Genomic DNA, 18,218 nt, shown 5'->3' with positions numbered 1-18,218 from the left:
TCCTCTGTTTATAGAGGAGGTGGCAGCAAAGCTGACGGAGGAGTTCAATCTAAAATCTAAAATCGTTCAATCTAAAATTAATAAACTGTATAAAAATAATAAAGGGGCGATCACACTGACCGCCCCTTTACTTTATTCAAATTCTTTTAGAATTTTCTCGACTTCTCCGGGAGTTACCCGACCGTACACTTTTTCTCCGATCAATACAACCGGGGCAAGTCCGCAAGCTCCCACGCAGCGTAAACTGGTGAGAGAGAATTTCCCGTCGGCGGTAGTTTCCCCGACGTTGATTTTCAGAACTCGTTTGAATTCATCCAGTACTTTCTCCGCGCCCCGCACGTAGCAGGCTGTTCCCATGCACACGGAAATCGGGTGTTCCCCTTTCGGAGTCATGGTGAAGAAAGAATAGAAGGTCACGACCCCGTACACTTTTGAAACGGGTATATTTAGTTGACGCGCGATAACTTCCTGTACTTCTCTGGGAAGGTAACCGACCAGTTCCTGCGCTTTGTGCAAGACGTTGATCAATTCGCCCTCTTGGTTTCCGAACTCTTCACACAGTTTTACCAGCTGGTCAACTTTGCACTTTGCTAATGATATTTGTGTCATAATGATATTTCCGAATAATTATTGTTCAATAATCTCTTTTCCTCTGTTGAAATAGCACGTGTGCAATAAATGGTGTGCTCTCTCGCTCATGGGTTTGCCCAAGAATTCTTCGTACAACGAGATGATGTACGGGTTCTGGTGCGACTTTCTGAAGCTTTTTTCCGAGTCTTCCGTGTAAAGAGCTTTGGAACGGGCCATGATACGGGCAGAATCCCCGTGATGGAACGGTTGACCGCCACCACCGATACATCCGCCGGGGCAAGCCATCACTTCGATCGCGTGGTACGGTGATTTACCCGCGCGCAGGTCATTCATCAATTTGCGTGCTGTGCCCAAGCTGTGAGCCACGGCGACTTTCAATTCGAATCCGTCCACGTCGATGATTGCTTCCTTCAAGTTCTCGATACCCCGCACGCCTTCGAAGTTCACGTTCTCCAACGTTTTACCCGTTTGGATTTCGTAAGCGGTACGCAGGGCGGCTTCCATCACGCCACCCGAGGCGCCGAAGATAACAGCGGCTCCCGTGGATTCACCTAACGGCGCGTCGAAGTCTTCGTCTTCCAGCTGCATGAAGTTGATGTTCGTTTCTTTGATTAAGGCTGCCAATTCGCGCGTGGAGATGGAGTAATTTACATCCGGGTCACCGTCTGTCTTGAACTCGTCACGCTCGCTCTCGAATTTCTTCGCGAGGCAAGGCATCACGGATACCACGATCAAGTTCTCGCGTTTGATACCCATTTTTTCAGCCCAGTAAGTTTTGGCTATCGCCCCGAACATTTGTTGCGGGGAACGTGCGCTTGACGGTCTGTCCAGCAAATCGGGGAATTGTTTCTCGAAGAAGTTCACCCAACCCGGGCAGCATGACGTGATTATCGGTAATTTCACTTCTTTGTCGCCATTCAGGAACGCGTTCAGACGTCCCAACAATTCGGTTCCTTCTTCCATGATGGTCAAGTCGGCAGCAAAGTCGGTGTCGAATACTTTGGCAAAGCCCAGTTTGCGTAAAGCGGCGACCATTTTTCCGGTAACGGATGTTCCGGCTGCCAAACCGAACTCTTCACCCAAGGCGGCACGAACGGCGGGAGCCGTTTGCACGATTACGGTTTTGTCCGGGTTAGCCAGATCGTTGATCAGGCGATTGGTGTGTGACAATTCGGTCAAGGCACCTACCGGGCACACGGCAACGCACTGGCCGCAGAATGTACATTCCGAGTCTATCAACGCGTCATCGAACGCGGGCATTACCACGGAGGCGAACCCGCGGTTCACGGCGCCTAACGCACCGACTGTCTGCACGTCGTTGCACATCATTTCGCAACGGCGGCAGTAGATACATTTGGTTGCATCCCTGCGGATGGAGGGTGACAAATCCACTTTGAATTCTGATTTCTCGCCGGCGAACGGAATTTCACGGATACCTAATTTGATGGCCGTGTCCTGTAATTCGCAATTGCCTGATTTGGCGCAGACCAAACAGTCTGACGGGTGATCCGACAGCATCAGTTCGAGTACGGTTCTACGGGCGTTCAACACGCGCATGGTGTTGGTACGTACCACCATATTGTTCTCGCACCGGGTGGCGCAAGAGGGGGCAAGATTTTTTCTGCCTTCCACCTCGACCACGCAGATACGGCAAGATGCCGGGGCGTTCTTGATGCACAAATCTTTCAGGTTCATGTAGCAAAGGGTGGGGATGTCGATACCCAGTTCCCGGGCTGCCTCAAGAATCGTGGTTCCCTTGGGAACGCTGATTTCTCGGTTATCTATTTTTAGTGTTATATTATTTTCCATCTTTAAAATCTCCTTAGCTTAGCAGGTTGCCTAAGCAATTTTCAATTTTTAATTCTCAATTTTCAATTATCTCGTGCTAACTGCTTTGAACTTGCATTTCTCCATACAAGCACCACACTTGATACATTTTGCCGTGTTGATGAAATGCACTTCTTTCCGTTCTCCCACGATAGCGTCAACGGGACAATTGCGCGCGCACAACCCGCAACCGATACACAGTTCCGGATCGATATGGTACATCAATAATGCCTTACATTGTCCTGCCGGGCATTTCTTGTCTTTGATGTGTGCCAGATATTCGTCGTAGAAATTATCAAGGGTAGACAGTACCGGGTTCGGGGATGTTTGTCCCAACCCGCAAAGGGCTGTATCCTTGATCACGCGGCTGAGGTTTTTCAGCGTGTCGATATCTTCCATCGTGCCTTTGCCTTGGGTTATTTTATCCAGTATCTCGTGAAGGCGTTTGTTTCCTACACGGCAGGGCGTACATTTCCCGCAGGATTCCTCTACCGTGAATTCAAGGTAGAATTTGGACACGGATACCATACAGTCGTCTTCGTCCATGACGATCATACCACCTGATCCCATCATGGAGCCGGAAGCCAGCAAGTTGTCGAAATCAATCGGCACGTCAAGGTGTTTCTCGGTCAAGCAACCGCCGGAAGGCCCCCCTGTTTGTACGGCTTTGAATTTCTTGCCGTTCTTTATACCGCCGCCGATCTCGTAGATCACTTCGCGCAAAGTGGTTCCCATGGGTACTTCGATAAGTCCCACGTTGTTGATTTTTCCGGCGAGGGCGAATACTTTCGTACCCTTGGAACGCTCCGTTCCGATTTTGTTGAACCAGTTGGCTCCCTTCATGATGATAGCCGGGATGTTCGCCAAAGTCTCCACGTTGTTCACGTTGGTCGGGCGATTCAAATAACCGGATTCAGCCGGGAAGGGCGGTTTCATGGTCGGTTCCCCGCGGTGTCCTTCCATAGAGTGGATTAACGCGGTTTCCTCCCCGCACACGAATGCCCCCGCGCCGTAGCGTAATTCTATTTCGAAGGAGAAATCGGTACCGAAGATACTTTCTCCTAACAGCCCGTATTCTTTAGCTTGCTGGATAGCGATTTTCAAACGTTGGATAGCAAGCGGGTATTCGGCGCGGATGTATACCAAACCTTTGGTAGCCCCGATACTGTACCCGCAGATGGCCATTGCCTCGATAACGGAGTGGGGGTCACCTTCCATGATGGAACGGTCCATGAAAGCACCCGGGTCACCCTCGTCGGCGTTACAAACCACGTATTTTTGGTCAGCCGGGTATTTGCTGGCAAATTCCCATTTCAATCCTGTCGGGAAACCGCCGCCGCCGCGACCGCGCAAGCCGGACAGTTTGATTTCTTGGATTACCTCTTCCGGTTTCAGTTCGGTGATACATTTCGCGAGGGCGGAGTACCCGTCACGCGCGATGTATTCCTCGATGTTTTCGGGATTGATGAATCCGCAGTTGCGTAAAGCAATCCGGAGTTGTTTTTTGTAGAATCCCATGTGCTTGGAGTCGCTCACGGCTTCTTTCTTTTCCGGATCCTTGTATAATAATCTCTCTACTTTTCTTCCTTTGATCACGTGTTCGTTCACGATCTCCTCTGCGTCCTCCGGTTTCACTTGAACGTAGAAAGTGTTGTCCGGCATGATTTTCACGATCGGTCCTTTCTCGCAGAAACCGAAACAACCGGTAGCGATCACTTGAACTTCGTCGTCCAAGTTTTTCTCTCTTAAACTTTCTTCCAGCCGGGTAATGATCTGTTGGCTGGCAGATGCTCTACATCCCGTTCCACCACAAACGAGGACATGCATTTTATAACTCATAGATATTCGGGTTTTTGATTAGTTGTTTTATCTGTCTCTGATTGTATCAAAATTAACCGGAATGATGTCAGCCACCAGCTCGTCATTCTTTAAATACTTTTGAATGATTTCTTCCGCTCTTTCCGTGGTAACGTGACCGAAAACGATCGGGTCTTTTCCCGGCTTGGTGATCTCAACTGTCGGTTCCGCATAGCAGTATCCCATGCATCCCGTTTGGGTGACAACGGCAGTGATCCCGTTCTTCTCGAGGTTCTCGATGAAATAATTCATGGTTTCCTTACTACCCGCGGCGATACCGCAAGTTGCCATGGCTACTTTTATCTGAACCAAGTTCTCTACCTGTTCGCTCTTCTCGCGAAGGTCGATCTTCGTCTGCACGTTTTCCTTAATACGTTTGAGGTCTGCAAGTGATTTAATTTTTTCCATTATTAAATGATTAAGGTTATTTTGTCTTATGTTGTTTGTGTTATTTCTTTTATATTTTCCCGTATCATCTGGCGCAGAGCCATAACGATTTCAGGATCGTTAATGGGTACTCCTTCCATGATTTCTTTTACTTCTTCCGTGTCAAAAGTGTAATCTCCTTTCTCCGTGATGTGACGGTAGATAAATTCAATGTCGGGGTTTGCCGAGACAAGTATCACGATAGAACCTGCCACGTCGCCCATTGGCGGACGATCCCAGTGCGAGAGAGAGAAACTGGCTTCCAGTGTCGTGCCCACTCCTTCCTTTGATTCTATTTTCAGTGTCCCTCCCGTTGCTTCGGCATTTTGTTTCAACAAGGGTATGCCGAGTCCCACTTTGCGTACCGTTCTGCTCGTGAAAAAAGGGTCGGTTACTTTTGCCAGCGTGGTTTCGTCCATCCCGCGTCCGTTATCATGAATGGTGAATACAAGAGAATCCGTACTTGGTTTCTCTTGCAAGCTGATTTCGACACGAGAGGCATTGGCTCGTATTGAATTCTGGGCGATATCTAGGATATGGTCCGATAACGTTTGCATTCCACACCTGTTAATTTACACTTTTTTTCTTGAATAAGATTCGCACGCTCTTATAAATTTTTCTTTTTTTCTCTCGTTTAGTTTCAATCGCGAGAAAAATCGCTTCAAATATAATTAAATTATTAATAGAAACAAGCATTTTATCCTTAACTTGTAATAATATAGATTGCTTCTAATGAAGAATTTATTCCTTAATTGTTGTGCCCTGAATGTTTTTAGCTTTGCGTTGGAAAACAATGATATGAATGGCGGGGTATAATTATTCCGTCTGGTGTCGTTTAAGTGTTGCTCTCAGTAAATTGAAGTCCACGGGTTTCGTGATATAATCATTACATCCGGCTGATATGGCTTCTTGTTTGTCGGTTTCAAAAGCGAAAGCGCTAAGGGCAATGATCGGGATTCGGGTGTCGTATTCCCGGATTTTTCTGGTGGCGGTCAGTCCGTCCATTTCGGGCATTTTGATATCCATCAGAATAATATCCGGGCTTTCTGATTTGAATTTGTCAATGGCTTCCACGCCGTTATGTGCCCGGATGATAGAGTAGTCTTTTTTTAGCACCGTGAAGACCAAAAGAAAATTACTCTCGTTGTCCTCGGCAACGAGTATCGTTTTGCTTTTTGATGTTTCAACTCTATCGTTATTACTGTTCATTCGGTTTGTTTTGAACATTCAAAAAATGAACGTTTAATTAGAGTACAAATATAGGCAATAAATCCAATATGTAAAGAAAGCAGGTTTGATTTTAAGAAATTAAATATCAATATACATAGCGATATAGCCTGCTCTTCGACTTCGGGAATAAAAAACGACGTATTAAACGTTCGTTTTTTGAGATGTTTTTTGAGGGGTTTAAGTTCATATTGAGAGGGTGTTACGCTTAAGCGGATTGTGAATATTGAATACAGTCTACAACGCAAGAAAAGCAACCTGTAATTTGCAGAAGGCAAATGCAACCTGTAACCTGCAACTCGCCGAAGGCGACTATAAAAAAGTTCGCGTACAATAAAGTTTTCCCCATGTATATCCTATTGATTCCCAGTGGTTACACTCCTTGTCATTCTATTGTTATCATATGTTAATAGAATAATAGTGTGATAATAATGTAATAATCAATTAATTGCAATCTAAGGTACCTTAGAATATCCCTAGGGATGCACGGGGAAAAGAACACGGGAAAACCTGCACGTGTACTGTTTCTTTGGCAGCTTTGCTGCCGTGAATGAAGCACCGTGATATCCGCGGACTTTATAAACCCTTTCCTTAGTCCTCGAACTCGATTTTTCCCGTGAGTGGAGAGAACAACGGTATTTTGGGTTTATCTTTCAGGAGGTCTTTCACGTCGTCCAAGGATAGATGGGGTATAGGTTCGGGACCTGCAACCCGTCCTACTCGTCCTTGCAGGCAGTATTGCTTGTAGGAATTGGGAAGTTTGTTCGTGAGGAAATCGTCCAGTGTTTTTTGATACTCGATACTGGATTGCAGGGAGCGTTTCTGTATTCTAAAGAGCATATCGTGTGATACGAACGTGCGGAAAACCGTGAGAATCGAGTCAAAAATACCAAGAGCGATACCGTCTTTCAGGCAACAAGTGAAGCTATTGTCTTCTTTCTTTTTTTCAGATAAAGAAAAGGATATGTTATCTTTGATGAAATAATCAATGACATCCATACCGGGCGTGCATAGATTGTTGGGTATCAAATAACGGTTGCGGTAGCGGCTGAAAAAATGTCCGGTGAATCTGCTGAATGCCCAGTCTTCGGTATCCAGATCGTAAAAAGGAAAAATGACGCCGACTCCCCGGGATGTCACGTAAGGGGAGTAGTGGTATATTTCGGGGGCTTCCCGTGTCTTTTTGCTGTGACAAGTGATCGTGACGCGCCATTTGTTGCGTGTGGCGGGCGATACCCATTCATGCTGGAATGTCACGGGATATTTTTTAGCCAAAAGGAAATCCCGGCGGTGGAGTTGGTATATTTTTTCCTTGTAGTTTTCAAGGAGCGCAAGGTCCCGTCTGGTTTCCTTGATGATTTCTTCAGCGGTCATGGATTCTACGAACATAATCTCGGTATTTCAAAATTGTCTTTATTTAACCTATAAAGGTGAAGTAATTCTTCAAACTTTAATTATCTCCTCATTATTATTTTTCTTCACAATTAAAATCAAGCAGATTATCTGTATTGTATTTATCAAAATCGGATTGAAATAATCGGTCTTGAATGATACGGTATTTTTCAAACTCACTTTCTGCATATAGTTTGGCTTGTTCTGCCGATATTTTTCCTGTATCAGTCAATATCGGGCGGTCATCACTATCCAAAAATTTATCTATTCTAGTAGACCAATCCTCCATAGTCATGGGAATATGCCGTTTTGCTCTATCTTCAGCCAAATCAAGGAAAGCGTTGACGATGCGTCCCATCGACTCTAATTCATCCGCTTTAAGGTAGTTCTTGGCAATAGCCACATCCGTTCTTACAATCTTACCGTCAGGCGCCTTTTCCCATGTGGTAAGTCCCATGTGCTCTTTTTCTGCATTGGCTCGCTCAACTATTAGTTCTGCAGCAGTATGTCCATGAATAGCGTAGTGCATCTTGTTCTGCACTTTTTTAAAGAACATTCGTGTTGTCGGTGCATCTCGGTTGTAATCAATGCTTGTAGCGTATATATCAGTCAGTTTTTGATAGAAACGGCGTTCGCTTAATCGAATTTCCCTAATTTCGGCAAGCAAATGCTCGAAATAGTCCTCGTTGATGAATGTACCGTTCTCCATCCGCTTTTTGTCAATCACGTAGCCTCGAATGGCAAATTGACGAAGTACATATGTACACCACTGACGGAATTGAGTGGCTCGTACCGAGTTTGTGCGATAGCCGATTGATATTACCGCGTCCAAATTATAATACTTGGTAGCATAGTCTTTGCCATCTGTGGCAGTTCGTCGGAATTTCCGACAAACTGAGTCTTCTTGCAACTCTTGACTTTGAAAAATATTTTGCAGGTGCTCGGCTATTGTTGAACGACCTTTATCAAATAGGAGTGCTATAGCATCCTGCGTGAGCCAAAGAGTTTCATCTTGATATAATACTTCGATTCCTTCTTCCTTGCTTTCTAATTGAAAGATAAGAAATTCGGCAGTACTATTATGTATTTGGAGTTTTTTGCTCATATTTCTTGATTTGACGAGCGAAGATAGCGATAAATTCTTATTAGAGGAGCGTGTACACCCGTTTTTTACTTGATGTTGTATTTTAAATTCAGTATGGCATTCCGGATGGAATCGAATGATAGATCGGGTAGCGAAAGCGTGGTGGTTACTTTCCCGATGTCGTCCACGTAATGGGCGTCGGAAGAGCGAATAAACGGGTTGCCGGACAAATAGGCATTTTGCCGGATAAATTCTTCCGGTGTGACGCGAAAGCTAAGTTCCAGAGCCTCGTAGCGCAGGTCTTTGGGGACAAATCCCAGTTGCGAGAGGATGCTGAAACGCGATTTGTCGATGTGTGCCGGGATGAAGATGCCGTCCAAGGAGTGGACTACCCGTTCTATGGTGTTGAGGTCTACATCCAGCGCTGAAATCAGTAGACGTTCTTCCTCGTAGGTGATTTGTTCCTCGGCATCGACTACTACTTGATAGCCGAATTTGTCGGAATTGTTCTTTATGTCCGGCAGGTGATGATCCAGATAAGTTTGAAATTCCGCGAGTCTTTCCAGAGTCGGGAAGTAGGCGAGGGCGTGCACCTCTTCGATGGAGTTGATTTCCGTGCCGCAAAGCACCCGAAGCCCCTGTTTTTCTCCCAATTCTTGAATGAGCGGGGCTTGCCGGGTGGAGTTGTGGTCGGATATCCCGATGAGTGAAATACCTTTCCTCAAAGCCATGCCGATGATATTCGCGGGGCTCATTTCCAGATCCCCGCAAGGTGAAAGTATGGTGTGAATATGCAAGTCGGCACGGATTTCCATGACGGGCGGTATTACGGGTGTAATAATTTATAAAGTTGTCCCGTGATCTCGAACGCCTGTAACGGGGTGGAGAGAATCGGGATGTTCTCGTTCTCGCTTTCGGCGAGGGTGTCCTCTTCGGGCACATGGCCTTTCACGAGAATGATCGCGGCAATCTCTTTCAACGAGGCGATAGCCATCACGTTCTTGTGTGTTTGGAGTGTGATCCACACGTCACCTTCTTGCGCGTGTCCCATGACGTCGCTTAGCAGGTCGGACGTGTAACCTCCTTTGATTTCTCTTTGCAATCCTTCTTTGCCCGAGCAAACGGTAAGATTTAAACGCGAGATAATGTCTTGTACTGTCATAATGCTATTGTTTGTTTGGGTTTATGTATGTTTCTTTTATTTTTCAAATCGTTTGATGCCCCACGTTTTCTCGGATAGTTCGAGAGATTCGTCGGGCGTCATGAGGTCTTCCGCGCAAAGTATCTTTTGCATGAAGACGCATTGGTTGAGTTTTGCCTTGCATTGCACGACATCGCGGGCAAGAGTTTGGCACGACGGGGCGCCGCAAGCACCGCAATCTATCTGGGGCAGGACTCCCATGATGCGATTGAGTTTTTGCATTTTTTCCATGGCAACGAGCATGTTTTCGTCCAGTTGCTCGATGGAGCGCGGCGGGATTTCTCCGCTTAGTTGTCCCTCCTTGAAGAGGTATGACTCGTATTGTTGGATGTCGTCGGAAGTGGTGCGATTGACCTTTTCGCTGGTTTCCATGCGCTTGCGCAGACGCTCGATGGTCAGGAAGCGATTGTTGACCGCCAGAGCACCTCCCGCGCAGGAGTGGTCGCACGCCCTCAATTCCAGAAAGTCGATATCGGTCAATTCATCGTTTTCCAGTTTCTCGAGGATGTCTATCACGTTGTGAATCTCGTCGATAGCGAGGCAGCGTCCTTCAAATTTGGATGCTTCCCCTTCGGTTAATGCCCATGCGATGGACTCCGGGGACAAGTAAGTTTGTTCCGAAACGGGATTGACGGGTTGGTCCCGGTGTTGCGTGAGTCCCATTTGTATTTTGTTGTATATGAAATCGAGATTGATAACCCCGTCGATATTCGATTCGTCATCTCCCACGGGACTTTTCACGGCGGCAATTTTTGCCGCGCAGGGAGTCACGTAAAAGATACCCACGTCTTCGGGTGAAATACCTTGGTCGATGTATTTTTTCCGTACAAAAATGGCTCCCAGATCCATGGCTTGTTTGAGCGGGATGATATGGTCTATCAGCGAGGGGAAACGTACTTGTATTAAGCGCACGACCGCGGGGCAGAATGCCGAGATGAACGGTCTGTCGTGCGAGTTTTTCTGCATGTAGTTGCGCATCGCTTTTGTTAGGATTCCCGACGCTTGAGCCACTTCAATGACTTGCGTGAATCCCATCGAGTGGAGTTCCGCGAAGATTTGTTGCTCGGTGATCTCTTCGGAGAATTGCCCGAAAAGCACGGTGGGCAGGAGAATAATCCTGTGTTTGAAGTTGAATATTTGGTTGAAATCGTCTTGCTCCACGTATATCGCGTGTCTGGGGCAGGACTTGAGGCACATGCCGCAGTCAACACAGGCGTTTTTGTTTATCGTGGCCAAACCGTCTTGAATGCGTATCGCTTGAGTCGGGCATAGACTCATGCAATGCGTGCATCCGATACAGGCGGTCGGGGCTACTTTCAAGGCGTGGTAAAACGGTTCCATCTTTTTAATTTTAGATTTAACGATTTTAGATTTTAGATTGATTTCTCCCCACCTACCAACGCTTCATTCTACATTCTTAATTTCTATTACCGTCTTTGGCAAGATTCACCAGCTCCTCCTCTGTTTATAGAGGAGGTGTCAGCGAAGCTGACGGAGGAGTTTTTTCATTTTCAATTTTCAATTTTTCATTTTCAATTGAAATACGTTGTCATGGTCACTTTCGTTCCCTCGTTTACTTTTGATTCTATGCTTAACCGGTCGCAATTCTTTTGTATGTTCGGGAGTCCCATCCCCGCGCCGAAGCCCATTTCCCGGACTTCCGGGGAAGCCGTGGAATAACCTTCCTGCATGGCTAATTCGATGTCCGGTATGCCGGGTCCCCGGTCGTTGATAACGACGGTGATCACGGTTGGGGCGATGGTTACCTGCATCGTGCCCTCGTAAGCGTGGGCGACGACGTTCACTTCAGCCTCGTAGAGTGCCACAACGATACGTTTTAGTACCGATGGATTGACATTCAGTTGTTTGAGTATTTTTTTTACTTCGCTGGAAGCAGATCCGGCTCGGGAAAAGTTTCCTCCTTCGATGTTGTAGCTAAATTCCATGTTTGTTGTTTTAATAAATGGGTTCCAGCCCGGCCTTGTACAATTCGCCGCATACCTTGAACATGCTTTGTTTGCATTGTAATATGGCAATGTTACATTCTTTTGCCAAGTCTATCATGTCGGGGGAGGCTTGTTTTCCCCGAACGAACAGAACAAAGCAGATATCTGACATTTCCGCCGTCCGGATGACTTGCAGGTTGGCAAGTCCCGTGATAAGCAGCATTTCGCTGGTGTCCAAACGAAGTACGTCGCTCATCAGGTCGGCAGCGAAGGCGTGGCGGATAACCTTGTCGAGATGACCGTTTTCGTGGATTATCCGGGCGTTAAGTAATACGGCAACTTCTTTTAGAGTCATAATTGTGTTTTTTGGTTGCTCCTAAGTTAGATAAAGTAATCCGGATTTTCAACAAGATTGCCTGAATTAGATTTTAAATTTTGAATTTTAGATTTTAGATGGAGGGATTACAAGGGTTTTCCGAAGGCGGAGGGTAACTAAATTCTTTCCGAAGACGGTGGGGATTCTACCTTGAGTCAATACTTTATTTAGGGGAAGGCTGGCATATCGGGTGTGTGGCGGTGTTTTAATGCCCGCCCGTGGGGTGGTTTGGTGTGATTGTGTCTGAATGTTAAACATGTTTATTTCTTACTAAAACGTGGGCTATAAGTGGGCTAAGTGTGGGCAATGAGTGGGCGATGCCGCCTACAAGCCGCCCAATACCCGCCCAAAATCCTTGTTACGGGGTAGTAGGGCAGGAGAAAAGCGTTTTGACATGTCTACTCTCGGTCGGGGGGAACGTGTCGTTTAGATAGTGAAGCTCACGGAGAATATCATGTCCGCGAACATGGACTGTTTTTTAGTTTCGTATCCTAAACGGAACCCCAGATTCATGGGGAACGGGAGGCGAAAGAAATGAGTATCGACCGTTGCCTCTATACCGTAGGAGTAGAATGTCTTTTTGTAATATTGGTTTTTCTCGTGCCCGACATCAAAAAACGCGGCTGCCGTGATTCGTTTCATGTACAGGATGGGACCCACGTGGGCGTCCGGGTAGCAAATCGGCATCCTGTACGTGGTGTGCAGGGTGGAGAGGTCATACCCGTACAGGGAGATCCCGCGGGGCGACTGGATTTGATTGCTGTAATAACTCCGGTCTTTCAGGGATTTGTCCTGATGTCCCAAATAGAGGGAAAAAGAATGGTGGGGAGCGAAGCCGGGGAAATAGAAACGCCCCTCTACCCATGTCGAATTGCCGTAATCCAGATTCTCGAAAGGAGTATGCTGGTACCCGAAGGTTAAACGCTGTCCCCAGCGAGGGTTGATGTCCCGTTCGCTCATGCGGGTTTGGTTGCTTAGGATAAGCCCGTAGCGCATGATTTGAAGCGTGATATTGTCCGGTTTCCCGATAATACCGACGTAGGGGTGGTTGGTCGGGATGGATTGCCAACGGCGGTTTGACAGGAGATAGGCGTTTTTGTTGTGATAGTCATGGATGGTTTGTAATTCGTATCTCACGTAAGGTATGATGTTGCGGTAGTAGTTTTTTCTGGACAGGTTGAAAGGGAATTGCAGGGTTGCGGTTCCTTTGGTGTATTGTGATTTGTAAATCACGCGTACCGTGTCTTTCTGTTGTGTTTGTTGGTCATTTATCACGTAGGATTGGGACAAGTCGTCGTTGCGTCCGCTTTTGAATTCCAAGTCCAGTATAGGCCAGAATCCTTTGTAAGATGCTTTCACTTGCCAATTACCGTGTTTGTATCCCTTGCCCCGCACGTATCCGGCAGTGAGGAATAGCGTGCTGAGTTTGTTCTGTGAGCTGGCGGCAATACCGAAATCAACATCCGTGTCGTCAACATCCGGGAATATGGGGCCCCAGCTATGGAAGTTGAACAGGTGGAGGGTTTTGTTGTATTTCCGACTGATATAGGTGGAGTCGGTATTTAACGCGAATTGCCAGTCCTCCTGTTGTGTCACGGTGTTCGCGATAGGGAATTTTTCTTTTTCTATCGGGTTGTTTTCGAGTCTGTTGACGGCTATTTTAGCCGGTTTGTAACCGTCCGCGGTGTAGAACGAGAAATAAAGAGAGTCTTTGCCGGGGGACAGTTGGGGATAGCGCAATCCGAATTTGGCGTTCAAGGCGTTGTGACCGAAATCGTTCGGGTGATCTTGACAGTAGAACGAGTTGTTCGTGTCGAAGGCTCCCCGGTAGATGATCCGGTTGCCCGCGGCGACGGGGTTGTCAATCTCGTAGGGTGTGTTTGCCGTCAATGGTGTGCGTTTCCCGGTACGTATATTCACGGATTCGATGTGTTTGCCGCGTGTGTCGACAACGATGGTGATGATATTGCCTTGACCGTCGTGGGAGGGATGCACGAATAATTCCGTGCCGTTTCCTTTCAAGCGGAAAAGTTCTTTTTCCAAGCGGGCATCCATGATCACGAGAGAGGCTTGATTTTCTTTATCGACCTCGACGAACCCCCAGTTGTCGTCCACGGTAAACGGGGCGTAACGGTTCTGGCGAGCCGGATGGCGGCGGTATTTGTTGCGTAGCAGGTCATACGTGGCGAGTACCATTTTTCCACCTTGTTGCCAGCGGGGGTGCGCCTTGTATTCAGACCACACGAGTGTGTGATTGTTGTATGCGAATTTGTAATCGTATAAAGTACCCGTGCGGGTAATTATCTCGTCGCCCGCGGGTTTAAGAAACACGAGGGCGCCTTCCTGTGCCAGCCCTTCTTTATAGGCAATGACTTCGCCCGTGGGGGTTGGCACGGGGTAGTGGTAGTTCGCGTATAGTTCATTGCGGGTGGGAATGGTGTCGAACAAGTGGTTCACTTGATCGGCTTCCCGTTTCCAGATTTGTTGCAGTTCGCTGAAGTTGTCCCGGTATAGGGTACGTTTGGCATCGCAATAGGTGTTTGCCTTTTTCACGCTGTCCGGGTGGATGAAAAGGGACTGGAAGTGTCGGGTGTTCCACAAGGAATCCCGCTTTTCGTTTAGCGTGAGTTTCAGGCTACGGGCAAAAGGCGTGATGCCGTACGGGCGTTTGCCGACACGTGTCAACGCGTCCTGCCAGATGCCGGGACCGTAGTGGACGCGGCTGTTGCCGACCATGTAGTAGCCGAGTGTGTAGCGGTTCGGGACGAAATCCTTGTACGAGCCCAGCACGGCTTTGTAATAGGTGTAGATGCCTTTTTCCGTGATTTGGGCTTTCATTTCGTTCAGAAATTCGGGGGAGCGTCCTCGTCCGCTATGACCGACGGAGGTCTCGAAGACCGTGGCATCCCCTTCCAGAAACCACATGGGTACGTATACCCCGATGACGGCCATGGTGATTTGTTCCCCGAAAATGTAATATAATGCTTTCGTGAATCCTTGGTTCACCTTGTCGTATTGCACGACGTGGCGAAATTCGTGTATGCACAGGTGTTCCAGCCAATCATCGCTGACGTCTTGCGGGGGAGCCGTGTAGAGTTCACTTTTTTTAGGTGCCCAACCGGCGTTTCCGTTGGATATACCTCCGTTTGCCCGGACGATCATGGACATTTTTTTTGCTTTGATGCCTAGCGTGTTGGCATGGGCGTAGAGTTTCGCGTAAATGTTGGCGAGGTATTGGGCGTTCTGTTCGAAGAAGTCGGGGTAGATAATTTGGAAATTGTCTGTCTTGATTTGTCGCCAGCGGGTGCTGCAAGGGTCTTGCCCGAGGTCTACAAATTGGGCTTTTGCCGGAATAATAAACAGAAGCGTGAATAGTATGCTGATGAAGAGGATTCTGGCATTTTTCAGTGTATAGTAATATTTCATAAGTGTATGCTTGTAGTTTGTTTACTTGTAAATAGTCTGCTAAAATATATTTTTTTTTGATATGATACTCCACGAAGAACGATTATCTTTGCGAAACGGCTGTTCGATTTTAGATTTATGATTTTAGATTTACGATTGAATGGTTGGGATTTATCCGGATACGATATGATAACCTGCAACTTGCCGTAGGCAAATGTAACTTGCAACTTGTAACTTGCCGCAGGCAAAAACTGGAAAATGATGGAAAAAGAGAGAATACTGGAATTGAGAAAGGAATTGGAGCGTTACAATTATTTGTATTACATGAAGAATGCTCCGGTGATATCGGATTTTGAGTTTGACAAGTTGATGCGCGAGTTGGAGGATTTGGAGGCGAAGCATCCCGAGATGTACGATCCCAATTCGCCTACTCAGCGAGTGGGTAACGATACGAATAACGAGTTTGTGCAAGTGGCGCACAAGTATGGAATGATGTCATTGTCAAATACGTACAGCGAACAGGAAATACGGGATTTTGACGAGCGTGTGCGTAAAGGTATCGGCGGGGATGAGGTGGAATACGTTTGTGAATTAAAATATGACGGGACGTCAATCAGTTTGCGTTACGAGGAAGGGCATTTGCAGGTTGCCTCTACCCGGGGGGACGGGGTGAAAGGGGATGACGTGACGGCAAACGTGCGGACAATCCGGACAGTGCCCTTGAAAATGCAGGGAGAGGGGTATCCCGCGGAATTTGAGATAAGGGGTGAGATATTGATGCCCTTTGCCGTGTTCAACCGTCTGAACGAGGAACGTTTGGAGGCGGGAGAGGCTTTGTTCGCCAATCCCCGGAATGCCGCCGCCGGGACATTGAAGTTGCAGAATTCGTCTGTCGTGGCGAAAAGACAACTCGATTGTTACTTGTATTATGTTCCGGGAGAGATCACGCTGACAGCCACGCATTACGGGAATCTGATGAAAGCGCGGGAGTGGGGGTTCAATGTACCGCCTTACATGGAGGTGTGTCGTACTCTGGACGAAGTGTTGGATTTTATACATAAATGGGATGTCGACCGGAAGAATCTGCCGGTGCCGATAGACGGTATCGTGATTAAGGTAAACAGTATCAAGCAACAGATGCAATTGGGCTACACGGCGAAGTCGCCCCGTTGGGCAGTGGCGTACAAGTTTAAGGCTGAACGGGTGGAAACCCGCTTGTTGAGCGTGGATTACCAAGTAGGACGTACCGGATCAATCACCCCGGTGGCTAATTTGGAACCCGTGCATATTGCGGGCACCACGGTGAAGCGTGCTTCATTGCACAACGAGGATATTATCCGGGAACTGGATTTGCATTTGCACGATATGGTGTACGTGGAGAAGGGCGGGGAGATTATTCCCAAGATTGTCGGGGTTGACGTGGAGAAAAGATTGCCGGATGCACCCGCGATTGAATTTATTACCCGTTGTCCGGAATGTGGCACGGAATTGATTCGGAACGAGGGGGAGGCGAATTATTATTGCCCGAACGAGGATCATTGCCCGCCGCAGATAGCCGGGAAACTGGAGCATTTCGTGAGCCGGAAAGCGATGGATATAGAGGGGATGGGAAGCGAAACGATTGATTTGCTGCTCACGAAAGGGTTTATTAGGGATATCGCGGATATTTATACGCTACCTGCCAAACGGGCAGAATTGATCGGGTTGGAAAAGATTCTGTACCCGGAGAGTTACGTGATGACGAGTATACCGCTGTCAAGGGTGATATACGCTTTCGAGATCGGGGTGAAGAATATTTCGGCAAAGAATGCGGAGGTGTTGGCGGGACGTTTCGGGGGGCTTCCGGGATTGGCTTCCGCCACGAAAGAGGAGTTGCTGGCGTTGGCGGACTTGCAGTTCCCCGGGGACAGGGAAAAGAATATCAACAAGATACTGGAATATTTCCGGATGCCTTTTAACGAGCCGCTGGAGCGGTTGAAGCAAGCGGGAGAGGTCGATATGATACCGTTGGATACGGTGATCTACGCGCTGGATATACCGGGAATAGATTTCCACAAGTCTGAATTGCTGTCTGTTAAGTTTGATTATATCTACCGGCTTTACACGGCAACCGCGGACGAAATAGCGGAAACTGACGAATTGTCACGTGAGGATGCCGAGCGTGTTTATCGTTTTTTACAGGGGAAAGATAAGTTTATTCGGAAGATAAACACGTTAAGCGTGTATCGTTTGCAGGAAAAATCGGTGGATAATTTGATTGCCGGGATCGAGAAATCGAAGCAACGGAATTTGCCGGAATTTATTAATTCTCTTGGAATTAGGTATATCGGGGAAACGGCTTCCCGTAATCTGGCACGGCATTTTAAAGACCTGCGGGTGCTGATGGATGCTACGTTCGAACAGTTGACGGAAGTGGAAGATATCGGCGATCAGATGGCGGGAAGTGTGGTTCGCTATTTCGAGAAAAACGAGAACCGTGAGATGATGGAACGCTTTTTGCAATATGGTATTAGCGGAATGATACAGGAAGAAGAGGGAGAGTCCGATCAATTGGCGGGCATGACGTTCGTGATCACGGGAACTCTTTCTTTGCCGCGGGAACATTACAAGGCTGTTATTCTGAAAGCGGGCGGGAAAGTCAGTGATTCTGTTTCAAGTAAGACCACGTACCTGCTCGCCGGGGAAAATGCCGGGAGCAAAATGCAAAAAGCACAGAAGTTAAATGTAACTATTTTGAACGAAAAAGAGTTTAACACATTAATGAGTCTATAAGGTTCATAAGGTTTGAAGAGGACATTTTATAAACTCTAGTTTGGAGATTGAATGATAAATAGTACCTTTACGAGATTAAAATTGTAATAAGTGAGGACCGTGAAAGGCGGTATA

Annotated in this window: 15 protein-coding genes and 1 pseudogene; 2 read left to right on the top strand and 14 right to left on the bottom strand. The window is 47.3% G+C overall.

The window, feature by feature from the left end:
- Positions 1–132: 132 nt before the first annotated feature.
- From nuoE to ACK8P8_RS09460, 14 genes are all read right to left on the bottom strand, one after another.
- Positions 133–609, bottom strand: a complete 477-nt coding sequence (nuoE, locus tag ACK8P8_RS09525; protein ID WP_099293548.1) for an NADH-quinone oxidoreductase subunit NuoE — start codon at positions 607–609, stop codon at positions 133–135.
- 18 nt (positions 610–627) lie between these two features.
- The gene (locus tag ACK8P8_RS09520; RefSeq protein ID WP_186976362.1) at positions 628–2,400 is read right to left on the bottom strand and encodes an NADH-dependent [FeFe] hydrogenase, group A6; all 1,773 of its coding nucleotides are present in this window, start codon (positions 2,398–2,400) and stop codon (positions 628–630) included.
- Positions 2,401–2,466: 66 nt separating this feature from the next.
- Entirely contained in the window at positions 2,467–4,257 is a 1,791-nt protein-coding gene (locus tag ACK8P8_RS09515) for an NADH-quinone oxidoreductase subunit NuoF (protein WP_099293532.1), read from the bottom strand.
- Positions 4,258–4,284: 27 nt separating this feature from the next.
- Positions 4,285–4,683 (bottom strand): (2Fe-2S) ferredoxin domain-containing protein, encoded by a 399-nt coding sequence (locus ACK8P8_RS09510; RefSeq protein WP_186976364.1) that lies wholly within the window; start codon positions 4,681–4,683, stop codon positions 4,285–4,287.
- A 26-nt stretch (positions 4,684–4,709) separates the two neighbouring features.
- The gene (locus ACK8P8_RS09505) at positions 4,710–5,258 is read right to left on the bottom strand and encodes an ATP-binding protein (protein WP_099293528.1); all 549 of its coding nucleotides are present in this window, start codon (positions 5,256–5,258) and stop codon (positions 4,710–4,712) included.
- A 259-nt stretch (positions 5,259–5,517) separates the two neighbouring features.
- Positions 5,518–5,910, bottom strand: a complete 393-nt coding sequence (locus ACK8P8_RS09500) for a response regulator (RefSeq protein ID WP_227215845.1) — start codon at positions 5,908–5,910, stop codon at positions 5,518–5,520.
- Positions 5,911–6,519: 609 nt separating this feature from the next.
- The gene (locus ACK8P8_RS09495; RefSeq protein ID WP_099293524.1) at positions 6,520–7,317 is read right to left on the bottom strand and encodes a hypothetical protein; all 798 of its coding nucleotides are present in this window, start codon (positions 7,315–7,317) and stop codon (positions 6,520–6,522) included.
- A gap of 79 nt (positions 7,318–7,396) precedes the next feature.
- The gene (locus ACK8P8_RS09490) at positions 7,397–8,425 is read right to left on the bottom strand and encodes a virulence RhuM family protein (protein WP_186976366.1); all 1,029 of its coding nucleotides are present in this window, start codon (positions 8,423–8,425) and stop codon (positions 7,397–7,399) included.
- Between the two features lie 65 nt (positions 8,426–8,490).
- Positions 8,491–9,219 (bottom strand): PHP domain-containing protein, encoded by a 729-nt coding sequence (locus ACK8P8_RS09485; protein WP_186976368.1) that lies wholly within the window; start codon positions 9,217–9,219, stop codon positions 8,491–8,493.
- A gap of 11 nt (positions 9,220–9,230) precedes the next feature.
- Positions 9,231–9,566 carry a DRTGG domain-containing protein gene (locus tag ACK8P8_RS09480; protein WP_099293518.1) on the bottom strand — a complete coding sequence of 112 codons (336 nt, stop codon included), beginning with the start codon at positions 9,564–9,566 and terminating at the stop codon, positions 9,231–9,233.
- A gap of 36 nt (positions 9,567–9,602) precedes the next feature.
- Entirely contained in the window at positions 9,603–10,946 is a 1,344-nt protein-coding gene (locus ACK8P8_RS09475) for a [Fe-Fe] hydrogenase large subunit C-terminal domain-containing protein (protein ID WP_186976370.1), read from the bottom strand.
- A gap of 191 nt (positions 10,947–11,137) precedes the next feature.
- Positions 11,138–11,551: an ATP-binding protein gene (locus tag ACK8P8_RS09470; protein WP_099293514.1), complete on the bottom strand. Its 414-nt coding sequence runs from the start codon at positions 11,549–11,551 to the stop codon at positions 11,138–11,140.
- Positions 11,552–11,561: 10 nt separating this feature from the next.
- Entirely contained in the window at positions 11,562–11,906 is a 345-nt protein-coding gene (locus ACK8P8_RS09465; protein ID WP_099293512.1) for a DRTGG domain-containing protein, read from the bottom strand.
- A gap of 447 nt (positions 11,907–12,353) precedes the next feature.
- The gene (locus ACK8P8_RS09460; protein ID WP_186976372.1) at positions 12,354–15,353 is read right to left on the bottom strand and encodes a hypothetical protein; all 3,000 of its coding nucleotides are present in this window, start codon (positions 15,351–15,353) and stop codon (positions 12,354–12,356) included.
- A 237-nt stretch (positions 15,354–15,590) separates the two neighbouring features.
- On the opposite strand from ACK8P8_RS09460, the pseudogene ligA reads away from it, so the two are divergent.
- Both ligA and ACK8P8_RS22240 read left to right on the top strand, forming a co-directional pair.
- Positions 15,591–17,321 (top strand): annotated as a pseudogene (gene ligA, locus ACK8P8_RS09455) (NAD-dependent DNA ligase LigA); the annotation flags it as partial.
- 9 nt (positions 17,322–17,330) lie between these two features.
- On the top strand, positions 17,331–18,104 hold the full coding sequence (locus ACK8P8_RS22240; protein ID WP_444860993.1) for a helix-hairpin-helix domain-containing protein: 774 nt from the start codon (positions 17,331–17,333) through the stop codon (positions 18,102–18,104).
- Positions 18,105–18,218 lie beyond the last annotated feature (114 nt).

The sequence above is a fragment of the Butyricimonas muris genome (assembly GCF_046365375.1).
Classification (GTDB): Bacteria; Bacteroidota; Bacteroidia; order Bacteroidales; family Marinifilaceae; genus Butyricimonas; species Butyricimonas muris.
Note: the sequence above shows the minus strand (reverse complement) of the source record. Positions and strands in the feature narration are given on the sequence as shown.

What these genes read in the sequence shown, in the direction of transcription:
- nuoE (WP_099293548.1), bottom strand. Translation starts at nt 609, where the DNA reads ATGACACAAATATCATTAGCAAAGTGCAAAGTTGACCAGCTGGTAAAA.
- ACK8P8_RS09510 (WP_186976364.1), bottom strand. Translation starts at nt 4,683, where the DNA reads ATGGAAAAAATTAAATCACTTGCAGACCTCAAACGTATTAAGGAAAAC.
- ACK8P8_RS09515 (WP_099293532.1), bottom strand. Translation starts at nt 4,257, where the DNA reads ATGAGTTATAAAATGCATGTCCTCGTTTGTGGTGGAACGGGATGTAGA.
- ACK8P8_RS09500 (WP_227215845.1), bottom strand. Translation starts at nt 5,910, where the DNA reads ATGAACAGTAATAACGATAGAGTTGAAACATCAAAAAGCAAAACGATA.
- ACK8P8_RS22240 (WP_444860993.1), top strand. Translation starts at nt 17,331, where the DNA reads ATGATACCGTTGGATACGGTGATCTACGCGCTGGATATACCGGGAATA.
- ACK8P8_RS09460 (WP_186976372.1), bottom strand. Translation starts at nt 15,353, where the DNA reads ATGAAATATTACTATACACTGAAAAATGCCAGAATCCTCTTCATCAGC.
- ACK8P8_RS09485 (WP_186976368.1), bottom strand. Translation starts at nt 9,219, where the DNA reads ATGGAAATCCGTGCCGACTTGCATATTCACACCATACTTTCACCTTGC.
- ACK8P8_RS09495 (WP_099293524.1), bottom strand. Translation starts at nt 7,317, where the DNA reads ATGTTCGTAGAATCCATGACCGCTGAAGAAATCATCAAGGAAACCAGA.
- ACK8P8_RS09470 (WP_099293514.1), bottom strand. Translation starts at nt 11,551, where the DNA reads ATGGAATTTAGCTACAACATCGAAGGAGGAAACTTTTCCCGAGCCGGA.
- ACK8P8_RS09480 (WP_099293518.1), bottom strand. Translation starts at nt 9,566, where the DNA reads ATGACAGTACAAGACATTATCTCGCGTTTAAATCTTACCGTTTGCTCG.
- ACK8P8_RS09505 (WP_099293528.1), bottom strand. Translation starts at nt 5,258, where the DNA reads ATGCAAACGTTATCGGACCATATCCTAGATATCGCCCAGAATTCAATA.
- ACK8P8_RS09475 (WP_186976370.1), bottom strand. Translation starts at nt 10,946, where the DNA reads ATGGAACCGTTTTACCACGCCTTGAAAGTAGCCCCGACCGCCTGTATC.
- ACK8P8_RS09465 (WP_099293512.1), bottom strand. Translation starts at nt 11,906, where the DNA reads ATGACTCTAAAAGAAGTTGCCGTATTACTTAACGCCCGGATAATCCAC.
- ACK8P8_RS09520 (WP_186976362.1), bottom strand. Translation starts at nt 2,400, where the DNA reads ATGGAAAATAATATAACACTAAAAATAGATAACCGAGAAATCAGCGTT.
- ACK8P8_RS09490 (WP_186976366.1), bottom strand. Translation starts at nt 8,425, where the DNA reads ATGAGCAAAAAACTCCAAATACATAATAGTACTGCCGAATTTCTTATC.